This window comes from Candidatus Seongchinamella marina, assembly GCF_026262685.1.
Classification (GTDB): Bacteria; Pseudomonadota; Gammaproteobacteria; order Pseudomonadales; family Halieaceae; genus Halioglobus; species Halioglobus marinus.
Genome location: NZ_SHNP01000003.1, coordinates 15134 through 28577, shown reverse-complemented (window position 1 = coordinate 28577; position 13444 = coordinate 15134). Strand labels below are relative to the sequence as shown.

13 protein-coding genes are annotated in these 13444 nt (G+C 55.2%); 5 read left to right on the top strand and 8 right to left on the bottom strand.

The features are described from left to right. Positions 1 to 102 precede the first annotated feature (102 nt). The 3 genes from EYC87_RS08525 to serA all read right to left on the bottom strand — a co-directional run bounded on the left by EYC87_RS08525 (position 103) and on the right by serA (position 3044). Positions 103 to 1071: a FecR family protein gene (locus EYC87_RS08525; protein ID WP_279252504.1), complete on the bottom strand. Its 969-nt coding sequence runs from the start codon at positions 1069 to 1071 to the stop codon at positions 103 to 105. Positions 1072 to 1213: 142 nt separating this feature from the next. Beyond that, complete coding sequence (locus EYC87_RS08520) at positions 1214 to 1759, bottom strand: RNA polymerase sigma factor (RefSeq protein ID WP_279252503.1); 546 nt, start codon at positions 1757 to 1759, stop codon at positions 1214 to 1216. Positions 1760 to 1814: 55 nt separating this feature from the next. Further along, complete coding sequence (gene serA / locus EYC87_RS08515) at positions 1815 to 3044, bottom strand: phosphoglycerate dehydrogenase (RefSeq protein ID WP_279252502.1); 1230 nt, start codon at positions 3042 to 3044, stop codon at positions 1815 to 1817. 103 nt (positions 3045 to 3147) lie between these two features. Here serA and EYC87_RS08510 point away from each other — a divergent pair, with 103 nt between their 5' ends. Beyond that, positions 3148 to 4566, top strand: coding sequence for an FAD-binding oxidoreductase (locus EYC87_RS08510; protein WP_279252501.1), 1419 nt, complete (start codon positions 3148 to 3150; stop codon positions 4564 to 4566). A 19-nt stretch (positions 4567 to 4585) separates the two neighbouring features. Here the strand turns inward: EYC87_RS08510 and EYC87_RS08505 are convergent, their stop codons facing one another. Genes EYC87_RS08505 through EYC87_RS08485 form a run of 5 tightly spaced genes read right to left on the bottom strand, consistent with a single transcriptional unit; the run spans position 4586 to position 8724 of the window. Further along, entirely contained in the window at positions 4586 to 5563 is a 978-nt protein-coding gene (locus EYC87_RS08505; RefSeq protein WP_279252500.1) for a serine/threonine protein kinase, read from the bottom strand. Next, on the bottom strand, positions 5560 to 6645 hold the full coding sequence (modC, locus tag EYC87_RS08500; RefSeq protein ID WP_279252499.1) for a molybdenum ABC transporter ATP-binding protein: 1086 nt from the start codon (positions 6643 to 6645) through the stop codon (positions 5560 to 5562). The genes EYC87_RS08505 and modC overlap by 4 nt, the downstream gene beginning before the upstream one ends. Beyond that, positions 6642 to 7328 carry a molybdate ABC transporter permease subunit gene (gene modB, locus EYC87_RS08495; RefSeq protein ID WP_279252498.1) on the bottom strand — a complete coding sequence of 229 codons (687 nt, stop codon included), beginning with the start codon at positions 7326 to 7328 and terminating at the stop codon, positions 6642 to 6644. The genes modC and modB overlap by 4 nt, the downstream gene beginning before the upstream one ends. Then, positions 7319 to 8005 (bottom strand): molybdate ABC transporter substrate-binding protein, encoded by a 687-nt coding sequence (gene modA / locus EYC87_RS08490; RefSeq protein WP_279252497.1) that lies wholly within the window; start codon positions 8003 to 8005, stop codon positions 7319 to 7321. Before modA ends, modB begins: the two co-directional genes overlap by 10 nt. Next, the gene (locus EYC87_RS08485; RefSeq protein ID WP_279252496.1) at positions 8002 to 8724 is read right to left on the bottom strand and encodes a ComF family protein; all 723 of its coding nucleotides are present in this window, start codon (positions 8722 to 8724) and stop codon (positions 8002 to 8004) included. Before EYC87_RS08485 ends, modA begins: the two co-directional genes overlap by 4 nt. Before the next feature lie 78 nt (positions 8725 to 8802). On the opposite strand from EYC87_RS08485, the gene bioB reads away from it, so the two are divergent. Genes bioB through bioD form a run of 4 tightly spaced genes read left to right on the top strand, consistent with a single transcriptional unit; the run spans position 8803 to position 13269 of the window. Then, positions 8803 to 9843, top strand: a complete 1041-nt coding sequence (gene bioB / locus EYC87_RS08480) for a biotin synthase BioB (RefSeq protein ID WP_423243969.1) — start codon at positions 8803 to 8805, stop codon at positions 9841 to 9843. 8 nt (positions 9844 to 9851) lie between these two features. Continuing rightward, positions 9852 to 11021 carry an 8-amino-7-oxononanoate synthase gene (gene bioF / locus EYC87_RS08475; RefSeq protein WP_279252495.1) on the top strand — a complete coding sequence of 390 codons (1170 nt, stop codon included), beginning with the start codon at positions 9852 to 9854 and terminating at the stop codon, positions 11019 to 11021. Further along, positions 11000 to 12598 carry a malonyl-ACP O-methyltransferase BioC gene (gene bioC, locus EYC87_RS08470; protein WP_279252494.1) on the top strand — a complete coding sequence of 533 codons (1599 nt, stop codon included), beginning with the start codon at positions 11000 to 11002 and terminating at the stop codon, positions 12596 to 12598. Before bioF ends, bioC begins: the two co-directional genes overlap by 22 nt. After that, complete coding sequence (bioD, locus tag EYC87_RS08465) at positions 12595 to 13269, top strand: dethiobiotin synthase (RefSeq protein WP_279252493.1); 675 nt, start codon at positions 12595 to 12597, stop codon at positions 13267 to 13269. The genes bioC and bioD overlap by 4 nt, the downstream gene beginning before the upstream one ends. Positions 13270 to 13444 lie beyond the last annotated feature (175 nt).

Below are 13444 nucleotides of genomic sequence, written 5' to 3'. Positions count from 1 at the left end.
AGAGCAGCGAATCGCCACAACTCTTTGATTTTTATATGTTACCTAAAGGGAACGAAGCCTCTATAGACTGCTGAGGCTGATTCCGTGCAATATCTTTATATCTTACTGCTCGGCTTTGAGCAACAGAACGGATGTGTCGCTCAGGGGGGTGATTTGAAGGTCCAGGCTGACCGCGATAGCGCTGAGAGAGGCTTCGGGCTGGTCGAGCTGTAAAACACCGGATACGGTGAGTGCCGCCACGTTGGGATCGGCGATTATGATTCTGGTTTGTTGATAGCGCTCCAATTGCTCGATCAATGCAGGCAGTGGCATTTCTTCAGCAACCAGTTCGCCCCGCTGCCAGGCCATCTGCTTCGAAACATCGTCCGATGACGAGAGTTCCCAACCGTCGATCCCGGTAATCAGCCGCTGATTCTCAAGTAACAACTCTGCCGCGTGCAAGCGACGGCCTGTTTGCCCGATGTCGCTGACTTCAACAACGCCTTCTGTTACCGTGACATCGGTGCTGTTGTCGTCGAGATAAATGTTAAACGCCGTGCCAACAGCTGTAATTCTGGCTTCGCCCGCATCGACATGGAATGGGCGCTGTTTATTTGGACTGACCTGAAACCAAACTTCGCCCCGCTCTAGATCAACGTGGCGCTGGTCATCCGTGTAGGTGACAGAAATAGTGGAATTGGTATTTAAGTGGACGACCGAGCCGTCAGGGAGGTCTACGGTACGACGCTCGCCCATGGCGCTGCGGTACTGGGTGCTGACCGGGTCTGATGGCAACTGCGGCCACAAGAACACAGCCAAAACCAGGCAAGCAGCGGCAACCATGGCGGTGGCCAGCCAGCGCGAACGGTTGGCTGCTTTGTCGATGTTTACGGGGATATGACGCACGACCGCAAGATCGTCCCATAACGCCTGCGCTTCATCCATGGCGCGACGATGCGAATTGTGTTCACCGAGCCAAAGCGAGAAGGCTTGCCTGTCTCCCTCTGAAACGGCATCCGAACGCAAGCATGCAACCCAATTTAAGGCTGCTTCACATACTTGCTCGTATTGTTTGTTAGTTTCCTCGTTCATGGTATCTACCGCAGCATCCTGCCGCTTGAGTTCCTGCAGCCCCCCTCCCGGGGAGCTAAATAAGTTTAGTTGCTATATAGATGAGACGAGCGAACTAAAAGTTCCCTCAATAGATGATTATCGAAAAGTGTGAATCTTCTTATCAGGATTTATCCGGCGGTTGGCCTGTATTAAGCGCAGTGCGAAAATGTTTCAGTGCGTGCAGTATGTACTTTTCTACGCTGGAGACCGATACACCCATTTGCCGGGCAATCGCGCTATAGGATAGACCGCTTTGGCGGTGCAGTAAAAAAGCCTGCTTCACTTTGAAAGGTAATTCTTCTGTCGCCCGGTTGATGGTATCCAGCTTTTCCCTGGCATCAAGAATTTGTTCTGGAGAGGCGCCGGCAGCATTGTAATCCATAGGTTCGCCGTCCACAGACTGACTTTTTTCTGACTTCAGGAACTTGAAATGTAACTGGCGCCGACGCAGTTGATCTAAGGCCAGATTGGTGGCTACCTGGAACAGGAAGGCACGAGCGTTATTCAGGTTTTCAGGTTGCTCCAGCCGGTGTAACCGCATGTAAGCTTCCTGAGCCAGTTCTGCGGCGTCCTCTGAGTTGTCGAGTTTGCGTGCCAGATATTTTTCTAGCGGCACCCCGTGCTCTGCAACCAGGTCGGCGATAAACTTGTCTTTGTCATTAGCCACGATCAAATCATGCCACTTGAAGCTAGCCTGTGGCCAGCCTCAAATAGTAGGCTCCCTAGAACAGCACACGTGAACGGATAGTGCCGTCAATTGCTGCGAGTTTTTCCAGTGCGATATCACTGTATTCGGCATCTACGTCTATCACCACATAGCCCACTGATGCAGTGGTTTGCAGGTACTGGGCGGAAACGTTGACACCTGTTTCAGAGAATACGTTATTGATGGCGCTCATTATCCCAGGAACGTTGCGGTGTATGTGCAGTAAACGGTGGCTGCCAGCATGTTCGGGTAGAGCCACTTCGGGAAAGTTGACTGAGGAAATAGTGGTGCCGTTGTCGGAGTACTTCGCCAGCTTTTCGGCGACTTCCATACCTATGTTCTCCTGTGCTTCAACAGTGCTGCCACCAATGTGAGGCGTCAGGAAAGTGTTGTCATATTGGCGAAGCGGCGAGATAAATTCATCGTCGTTGGAGCGCGGCTCCACCGGGAATACATCGATCCCGGCGCCGCCCAGTTTGCCCTGCGCCAGCGTATTGGCCAAAGCGTCTATGTCCACTACGGTGCCACGAGACGCGTTAATTAAAATAGCCCCTGCCTGCATCTGTGCGAGCTCATTAGCCCCTATCATGTTCTGAGTGGTCCCAGTTTCTGGCACATGCAGGCTGATTACGTCAGCGTTGGCGAGCAATTGATTGAGACTGGGAACCTGGCGAGCATTACCCAGTGGCAACTTATTAATGACATCGTAAAACTGTACCTGCATACCCAGGCTTTCCGCGATAATGCCCAGTTGCATACCGATGTTGCCGTAGCCAACGATGCCCAGCTTTTTACCGCGAATTTCAAAAGAATTAATCGCGGTCTTCATCCATTGCCCCCGGTGGGCTGCCGCGTTCTTCTCTGCCACGCCTCGCAACAGCAATATGGCCTCCGCGATAACCAGTTCGGCGACGCTTCGGGTGTTGGAAAATGGCGCGTTGAAAACTGCTATGCCTCTGCGCGTTGCCGCTTCCAGGTCAACCTGGTTGGTGCCAATGCAGAAACAACCTACGGCGGCCAGTTTCTTTGCTGAGGCGAAAATTTCTTCGTTCAGTTGAGTACGGGAACGAATCCCAACAAAGTGGGCACCGGCAATGGCTTGTTTCAGTTCTTCAGGAGGAAGCGCCTTTTTGTGCACCTCGATATTGGTGTAGCCGTCTCTTTGCAGAGTCTCAATTGCAGAAGGGTGAACCCCTTCCAGCATTAGAAATTTGATCTTGCCCTTGGGCAGTGATTGTACGGTCATGACCGGTAAATCCTGTGTAGTAAATGGCCGGGGAAATGGGCCGGGCTGGAAAAAAGGCGCGTATGGTACCATACGCGCCGCCTGAAATTGCCCACTGTTATAAATGCTGGAGGAACCTTCTTTGGTGCTGCTTGAAACCGCTACTCTCAATGCCCTGCAAGCTATTGTCGGGGAAAACCGGGTGCTCACTGACGATGACAGCCTGCGCCATTACGGGCGTGATTGGACTCGCTTTTACCAGCCTGCTCCCAGCGCAATCGTGTTGCCTGGAAGTGTTGATGAAGTACAGGCTATTGTGCGCTTGGCCGCAGACCAAAAACTGGCCCTGGTCCCCTCAGGAGGCCGCACTGGACTCAGTGCTGGTAGTGTCGCCTGCAACGGCGAGATAGTGCTGGCCCTGGATCGAATGAACAGTATTTCAGACTTTAATCCAATGGACCGCACCGTGCGCTGCGGCGCGGGCGTAATTACAGAACAGTTACAACAGTTCGCTGCAAATCAGGGCCTTTATTACCCGGTAGATTTTGCATCGGCAGGGTCCAGTCAGATAGGCGGCAATATTTCTACCAACGCTGGCGGCATCAAGGTTATTCGCCACGGAATGACTCGAGATTGGGTGGCTGGTCTGAAATTAGTGACCGGCACAGGTGAGTTGCTAGACCTTAATCAGGGCTTGATCAAGAACAATGCAGGCTACGATCTCAGGCAGCTGGCGATTGGGGCGGAGGGCACTCTGGGTATTGTAGTTGAGGCGACCATGCAATTGGACCGAGCGCCTCGTGACCTCGCGGTGATGGTATTGGGCGTGTCCGATATGTCAGCCATCATGGAGGTGCTGACTGCCTTTCAAGCAGCAATAGAGCTCTCTGCCTTTGAGTTTTTTTCCGAGCTCGCTTTACAGAAGGTGGTGGAGCATCAGGGTTTGCAACGCCCGTTTGAGACGCCTTGTGAATATTATGCCCTGCTGGAATTCGAGCAGGCTGACGAATCTGTTCTGGACCAGGCTATGGTTTTATTTGAGCAGTGCGTGGAACGGGGCTGGGTGCTGGACGGCACGGTGAGCCAGAGTGAAACCCAGGCTAAGAATCTGTGGCGTTTGCGCGAGGATATTTCTGAGACGATCACGCCATGGACGCCTTACAAAAATGATATATCAACGGTGATTTCCAAGGTGCCCGCCTTTTTGGCGGAGGTGGATGCGGCCGTTAAAAAGAGCTACCCGGATTTTGAGATTGTCTGGTTTGGTCATATTGGCGATGGCAATGTGCACTTGAATATCCTCAAGCCCGATGCGTTATCTGTCGATGAGTTTCGGGCACAGTGCGGCGAGGTTTCCCAGTGGGTATTTGAAATTGTGCAGCGCTATGGCGGATCAGTTTCGGCAGAGCACGGGGTGGGCTTGCTAAAGAAAGATTACCTGCATTATTCCCGGTCGCCGCTAGAAATAGAGATCATGAAGCAGATTAAGAAGGTGTTTGACCCGCAGGGGATTATGAACCCCGGGAAAATTTTTGATCTCTGAGTTTTTTAGAGCGTAGCGACTAAAGTAACCTTAGGGGTTCTTCCTGCAATGTCGCCAGTTGTTCTCGCAGTTCCAAGATATGCTCTGCCCAGTAGCGCTCTGTGTTGAACCAGGTAAATGATCTTGGGAAAGCCGGATCTTCCCAGCGCCTGGCGACCCAGGCGGCGTAATTAATTAGCCGCAAGGTGCGCAACGGTTCAACCCAGCGTAATTGCCTGGGGTCAAAGTCACAAAATTCAGAATAGCCTTCTATGAGTTCAGACAGCTGTATTTCCCGGTCATGACGCTCGCCGTTGAGAAACATCCACAGGTCCTGCATCGCCGGAGCCATTGCGCAGTCGTCCAGATCGACAAAGTGGGCAACGTCATCTCGCCACAGGATATTACCGACATGGCAATCGCCGTGAACCCGAATTTCATCTTCAGCAGCCGGCGTATAGGTGTCCAGTACCGCTTTTAAAAGATCTGCGGTGAGAGTCTCATAGGCGGGCCGAAGCTCGGCCGGTATGAATTCCTGTAAGAGGAACTCGCGATTATCAGCCAGCATGCGCTGTACACAGATGCGCTGACGATGCTCGAAACGCGAGGCCTTACCCACCGAGTGAATACGGCCCAGGGTACGCCCCAGCACGAGCAGGTTCTCCAGGTTGTCCAGCTCCGGTGGATAGCCACCGCGACGGACAAATAGTGCGAATAGAAAACCCTGGTATTCGTGCAGGGAGCAACCCTTGTCGTCCACCATTGGAGCGACCACAGATATGTCGGCGTCCTGCAGTTCCAGGCTGAAGCTGTGCTCTTCTTCAATTTGCGCCAATGACCAGCGCTCGGGGCGATAGAATTTGGCAATAAGCGGTTGCCCATCTTCGATACCTACCTGATAGACGCGATTTTCATAACTGTTGAGTGCCAGCAGACGGGCGTCAGACAACCGGCCGGTGGATTCTACAGCGTCTATTACCGTATCGGGGGTGAGCGGATCATAGGGATGGCTGTTCATTGCTGGTCCTCTGCCTCACTTAGCAGGGCAACGCTTTTAATCTGGGCGAACACACTGTCTCCCACCTGCAGCCCCAGTTTTTGGGCAGATTTACGAGTAATTCTAGCCAATAGGTGTTGCTCTTTCAGGGTCAGTCGCAGCAGTAACCGGGCGCTGTGACAGGTTTCGATTTCCTGAATAGTCACTGGCAAGATATTGAGAATACTGCTGTCTTGTGGTCTTGCCAGGCAGATACTCACGTCCCGCGCGGGTATTCGCAAGCGCCGCTGCGATCCCAAAGGCTGGTCGAGGTGATTAACGAACAGGGTTTCGCCTTCCACGCTGATCTGGGTGAGAGAAAACGCGTTGTCCTGTGCTTCTATTTCGCCCAGCAGGATGGCTGCAGCCTGCTCCTCGCGAGCTAGGCGACTATCTAACCTGGTGGACATTTCCAGCATAGAGCCCTGATCTAACAGTTTTCCACGCTCCAGCAATAGCAGGTGGTCAGCCAGCTGGCTTACTTCTTCTATATCGTGGCTCACATAAAGCATGGGCAGGTTCAAGCCCTGCGCCAGTTGCTGCAATAGCGCCAGGCACTCGCGGCTGGCTTGTTGGTCGAGGTTGGCGAGCGGCTCGTCCAGTAACAGTAACTGGGGTGCGCTCAGCAGCGCGCGCCCAATAGCAACTCGCTGCTTTTGTCCGGCCGACAGAGTGTCAGGTGTTTGCGACAACAAATGGGTGAGCCCCAGTATTGAAACCAGCGTGTCCCTGGGCATAGGTCCAGCTTTCGTCGCCCGCTTGCTGGCATAGTCCAGGTTGCCTTCAACTGTCAGGTGGGGAAACAGCCGAGTATCCTGGAATACATAGCCAATGCGCCGCTCCCACGGAGGCATTGCTTGGCCAGCAGCAAACCAATGATCCTTGCCGAAGCTGATTTCCCCTGTATCCGGGTGGCGAAGGCCAGCAACACAATCAAGCAGGGTGCTTTTGCCACTGCCGCTGCGTCCATAAATCGCGGTAACCCCCGTTGCCGGAATTTCACAGGCCAGATCCAAGCAAAAATCACCATGGCCCTGACACGTCACTGCCATTGTCAGGCTCATATGCGCACCCGCCACGCCGCGGGACCGTTGTTGCGGTAGATAAGAAATAATAGCGCCAGCGAAAACACCACGAGGCCGCCAGCCAATCGGTGCGCTTCAGCGAAACGAAGGGTTTCCACCTGGTCGTACAAGGCAATTGAAAGCACCTGGGTTTCACCGGGGATATTGCCGCCAATCATCAGTACCACGCCAAACTCCCCTACCGTATGGGCGAAGCCCAGGCTGGCGGCGGCAATAAAGCTGCGGCGTGTGAGTGGCAGCACCAGAGAGCGAAACTGGTCCCAGCGCGTGGCCCCAAGAGTAGCGCCAGCCTGCAGCAGTCCCCTGGGTAAATTCTGGAATGCCGATTGCAATGGCTGTACCACAAACGGTAGAGAATAAATGACTGAGCCAATAACCAGTGCGCTGAAGCTGAAAGCGAGACGAGTCCCGGTGAGTTGCTCCCAAAACTGCCCTAATGGGGTGCTGGGTGCCAGCAGCAGCAGCAAGTAAAAGCCCAACACGGTAGGCGGTAATACCAGGGGTAGGGCAACAACAGCTTCTACCATTGCGGATGCGCTGCCGCGCCTGTGAGCCAGCCACCAGGCTAGTGGTGTGCCCAGCACCAGCAAGATGAGCGTGGTGGTAGCGGCCAGCGCGGCGGTGAGCCCAATGACGTCCAGTTCAGTAGGGCTCAGGAGCAAGGTAAGTAGCCGGCATCGATTATCATCTGGCGAACGGTACCACTTCCCAGCCATTCGAGGTAGGCGGTCACTGCCGTTGAGCGCTGCAGCACCAGCAGGTTTTGCTGCAGTGGACGGTGCCAACTGGTTGCTATTGGGTAGCCTTCGGGCGCGAGGGAGCGGGCTACCAGCGCAAGATCTACTGCCCCTGCTCGCCAAAACTGGAAGGCTTGCAGGACATTGGTCCCGCGTACCAGTTGATCGCGGTCAATAGCGCTAAACTCAGGCAGCGACAGAATGTCTATCGCGGCCCTGCCATAGGGAGCGGTTTTTGGATTGGCGATGGCAACACTCAGCTCTGGCTTTTGCAGTGCAGCAAGATCTCCTCCCACCAGCGACATTTGGCCCATGGCATAGCAAGAGCTGCTCAGCCCTTTGTTTGCCGCTTGCAGCTTGTTCGGGGTGTCGGTGTCTGCTGAAAAGAAGAGATCAAAGGGTGCACCATGCATGATCTGGTTTGCCAATACTCCGGTGGAGGCACTGGATAGTTGAATGTGTTGGCCTGACTGGGCCAGATAGCGCTCGTTAATCTGCTCCAGAACGCCACGGAAGTTGGCTGCCACGGCGATTCGCAGAGGCTCCAGGGCCTGGGCTGGATTTACAAGTAAAACCAGCAAAAATGTAAGTGAACGAATCATTCTAAATAGTATTTCTCCGGAGGAGGAGTTCTTGCCAGGCACCAAATTTCCACCCTGGCTGCGCCGGCCTGTTTCAGGGCTCCAGCAGCTGCACCAGCCGTTGCGCCCGTGGTCAGCACATCATCTATCAAGGCCACGCGGAGATTGTCACAGCCACCGGACACAGTAAAGGCGCCACTGAGATTGCTCGAACGCTGCTGTGCATCCATGCCTGCCTGGGCTTTGGTGGCGTGTCGCCTGCGCAGCAGTTGTCTGTTCGCCATCAGCCATGGATACATGTTTAGCAATTGTGTGGCCAGAAGGTCGGCCTGGTTGTAGCCCCTGTGCCACTGTCGGCGCCAGTGCAGCGGCACAGGAACGAGCAGGTCTACTGTGGGCAGGGAAGACGGCAGTCCGCAGTGCCAGAGATTAGCCAATAGCGGTGTCAGAGCTCGGTCCCCATGAAATTTCCAGCGCCCGATAATGTAGGCCAGGTACTCGCCGTAAAGCCAGGGGGCGATAACCCGATCGTAGTGCGGTGGTTGGCTCAGGCAGTTGCCGCAAACCGCGGCACCTGTGGCCAGAGGCACCGCGCATTGCTGACAGCATTGCTGGTTGGAGACCAGTTCCGCCCGGCAATCGTCGCACAGGGGCAGTGTTCCCGCGCAAGACCACTGGCACAGGCAGCAGCGGGTAGGAAATAGGGCACCTCCCAGCGCCTGAATCGCGCTGTTAACCATGCGCTTTAGTGTAGGTTGACAGCAAGCTGCTCGCGGTTATCATTGCGGCCTTCTATTTCGATGTTTAGCAGGTCTGATATGAGCACAGCCACCGCCCGAACAGTGCATAACGAGCAGCACATTCGCCACGACTGGACCAGCGCCGAGATAGCGGCATTGTTTAAGCTGCCTTTTAACGATTTGTTGTTCGAGGCTCAAAGCTTGCATCGTCAGTATTTTGACCCAAACCAGGTTCAGGTGAGCACATTGCTTTCCATCAAAACCGGCGCCTGCCCCGAGGATTGCGCTTACTGCCCCCAGAGCACGCGCTACGACACAGGTTTGGAAGTCGAAAAGTTAATGGAAGTAGACAAGGTGCTAGAGCAGGCTCGTGCTGCCAAAAATGCCGGATCGACCCGCTTCTGCATGGGCGCGGCCTGGCGTTGTCCCAAGCCAAGGGACATGCCTCACGTGGTTGCCATGGTGGAAGGTGTTCGCAAAATGGGTATGGAAACCTGCATGACGCTCGGAATGTTGAGTGAAGAGCAGGCAAAGCAGTTGGCGGATGCTGGTCTGGACTACTACAACCATAACCTCGATACCTCGCCCGAGTTTTATGGCGATATCATCACCACGCGCACCTATCAGGATCGTCTTGATACGCTGGATCACGTGCGCAGTTCGGGCATGAAAGTTTGCAGTGGCGGCATTGTGGGCATGGGTGAGCAACAGACTGACCGGGCCGGTATGCTGCAACAACTGGCAAATCTCCCCCAGCACCCCGAGAGTGTGCCCATCAACATGTTGGTGAGAGTAGAGGGAACTCCCCTTGCGGGCCAGGAAGACCTGGATCCTATCGAATTCATTCGCACAATTGCGGTGGCCAGGATCATGATGCCCGCGTCACACGTGCGTCTGTCAGCAGGGCGTGAAGAGATGAATGAGCAAATGCATGCCCTGGCGTATTTCGCTGGCGCGAATTCGATATTTTATGGTGAAAAACTGCTTACCACGCCCAACCCTCGGGCCAATGAAGACCTGGCATTGTTTGCCCGGCTGGGTATCAATCCAGAACAGCGGGAATTGACTGAGGCGCCGAAGGATCCAAGCCCTCATTTTTACGATGCTGCGTCTGTCTGATTCGTGACGTGGTGGGCTTCGAACAGCGGCTGCGCGCGAGCCTTACACAGCGCCAAGAGCAAGGGCTTTATCGTCAACGCCTGACCCTGGATTCCGCTCAGGGCCCAGTTGTGCGAATGCAGGGTCGGGACTATCTCAACTTTTGTAGCAATGACTATCTTGGCCTGGCGGCTCACCCGCGCCTGGTGGAAAGTTTCCAGCGGGCGGCCGCCCAATACGGTGTTGGCAGTGGAGCCTCTCACCTGGTCTGCGGCCATAGCCGCCCGCACCATGAGTTGGAGGAAGCGCTGGCTGAAATGACTGGCAGGCCTCGCGCCCTGCTTTTCTCCTCTGGCTACGCAGCCAATACGGGCACTCTGACCAGCCTGTTGCAGCCCGGTGATAATGTCTTTCAAGATCGACTGAATCACGCCTCGCTGCTCGATGGAGGGCTGCACAGCGGCGCTCGCTTTCGCCGCTTTGCCCACAATGATGTTGCAGATCTTGACGCTAAACTCGCCGCTGTTGAAGGGTCTGGGCTGGTGGTGGTTGACGGTGTCTTCAGTATGGATGGCGATAGTGCGCCACTGGGTGAGCTCGCTGCGCTGTGCCGCAGGCAGGATGCGTGGTTGATGGTGGACGACGCTCACGGTTTTGGGGTGATGGGAGAGTCCGGTGCCGGCAGTGTGCAAGCCGCGGGCATGGGCATTAAAGAAGTTCCCGTACTGATGGCTACACTGGGCAAGGCTCTTGGAACAGGGGGTGCCTTCGTGGCCGGCGACGACTATTTAATCGAAGGACTGATTCAGCAGGCTCGTAATTATATCTACACCACTGCGTTAGCACCTGCGCTCGCTGCCGCCACGCTAACATCGCTGGCAATTCTGCGCGAAGAGGCCTGGCGCAGGAACCACCTGGTTACCTTGATCCAGCGCTTTAGGGATGGCGCGAATCAACTTGGCCTGCCGCTGATGGCCTCCAATAGTGCTATCCAGCCTTTAAAGGTGGGTGATGCGACACAGGCGACTGCCATGAGCCAAACGCTGCGTGAGCGCGGTCTGCTGATTGGTGCGATCAGGCCCCCTACGGTTCCCTCAGGTACATCCAGATTACGCATCACCTTGAGTGCAGCGCATAGCCCGCAACAGGTAGATCGCTTGCTGGAGGAACTGGCGCTTTGCCAGAAACAGTCGATATAAGACGAGAATATTTACTGGCTACCGACTCGTCGCGTTGCGAGTTGGTATTGCTGCACGGCTGGGGGTGCAATCGAGAGGTCTGGCGGCCTTTGCTCCCCGCTTTGCGTTCCTGGGCCAATATTACCTTGCTGGATTTGCCCTGCCTCGCGCCAGGCCTTGCCCCTGCCCCTGTGAGTCTGAACAGTTTGTTGGAGGGCATATTTACTCATAGTCCCGAGCGCGCTGTATACATGGGGTGGTCCCTGGGTGGACAACTGGCGCTGGAGTTAGCAACGATGCAGCCAGACAGGGTGGTGGCGCTGGTCACGCTTTGCAGTACTCCTTGCTTCCTTGAACAGGACGGCTGGCCCGGTATGCCCGCGCCGACGTTGCAGCAGTTCAGCGAAGCTTTTGTTGCCGATCCGCCCGCCGGGTTGCGTCGCTTCGATAGTTTGCAGGCGGCGGGTGCTGCTCGTCCCCGGTCGTTGATGCGCAGCCTGCATGCGCTGCGAAACGACCAAAGCAGCGGCTATCTTGAGGCCGGCCTGGATTGGTTAGCCTGCCTGGATCAACGCTCGTGTTGCAGCGAGTTGACCCAGCCGCAACTGCACCTTTATGGCGATAACGATGATCTACTGGCTACAGATTTGGCGCAGTCTATGGCCAAATTACTAGAGAGTGTTCCGCGAGCTGTAGTCGGATCTATTGAGGACGCAAGCCACGTCGCGCCTCTGGAGCAAGGGCGGGCGATTTCTGACAGCCTTTTTCATTTTTTGCAAAACGCAGAGCGGTTGTCCGCTTCGAATACTACTGCCGAGCCCATGGCCAAATCTGATGTTGCTCAGTCTTTCAGCCGCGCCGCGCGGCAATATGATTCTGTGGCCAGCTTGCAGAGAGATGTGGGCACAGCATTGCTTTCCCAGTTGGGCAAACTACCGCGCCAGCCCGAGATTATTGTAGATCTGGGCAGCGGTACCGGCTATTTCTGCCCTGAGCTTGTTGGTCGTTTTCCCGATGCGGATTATCTTGGATTGGATCTTGCCGAAGGTATGGTGCGCTTCTCAAGACAACAGCACCCGGGTGCGAGGGCCTGGATGGTGGCAGATGCGGAAACCTTGCCGCTGGCGACAGAGTCAGTAGACCTTATTTTCAGCAGCCTCGCGTTGCAATGGTGCCATCGCCCCGAGTTGCTTTTTTCCGAGTTGGGGCGGGTACTGCGCCCGGGTGGTCGTTGCGTGTTTACTTCACTGGGCCCCAACACACTTAAGGAGCTGCGTTCCTCATGGGCCGCGGTAGACCAGCACCAGCACGTTAATACCTTTTTGCCTGCGGCGGCATTGATTGAGGCCACGAGTCAGCATGGCAACTTGACGCTGGCCGTGCACGAGCAGGTTTACCGAATGGAATATGGCAGAGTGAGTGAGCTTCTGCACGAGTTGAAAACCCTTGGGGCCCATAACGTGAATCGGAATCGTCCTAGTGGCCTGACTGGACGGCGGGTGTTGCAGGGCATGATGCGTGCTTACGAGCATTGGCGCGAGGGTGAGGTTTTGCCCGCTACTTATCAGGTCTATTTTGGTGTTTTGGAGAAAACATGAGTCATACTTTTTTTGTCACCGGTACCGATACCGAAGTCGGCAAGACCGCTGTTAGCTGCGCACTGCTGCAAGCGGCGGCTGACCAAGGTTTGAGCACCGCTGCAGTGAAGCCGGTAGCGGCGGGTTGCGATGAGCACGGCCACAACGAGGATGCCTTGCAGTTGATAGCGAACATGACCGAGGAGCTGGAATATGCCCAGGTGAATCCGGTTGCTCTCACGCCCGCCATTGCTCCTCACATCGCTGCGGCAGAGGTAGGGAAAAATATTCAGGCCTCTCGATTGGCCGGCTTGTGCCGGGGTGTGATGATGTCCGGTGCTGACTTTGTGCTGGTGGAGGGGGCCGGGGGATGGCGCGTTCCAATTTCTCTCAGAGAGACTTTGGCCGATCTGGCAAAGCAGTTGCAAGTCGGCGTCATTCTAGTGGTCGGCATGCGTCTTGGCTGTATTAATCACGCCTTGCTGACGGCCGAGGCTGTGCGTCGAGACGGGCTGCCTCTTGCCGGTTGGGTGGCTAACGAGCCCGGTGAACGCATGACCTGTTACGCTGAAAACTTGGACACATTGCAGCGCCTGCTGCCAGCGCCCTTGCTGGGCGAGGTGCCACACATCGCGCCTTGGGACCCATGTTCTGCTTCAAAATACCTTTCAATACAAAAGCTTATTAAATAGTAAGCGTTCACTATTATTGAAGCGTCACAGGCGGCAGGTATTAGTACTTATAACCGGATATTTTGATATGCGCCGGGCCTACCTTTAAAAAGGTATTTGACTTCAGGGGTATTATCAGCAAAATGTATGCACTGATTACATGGCCGGCGTCGAGAGTCATCCGTTGCCGTGCCAG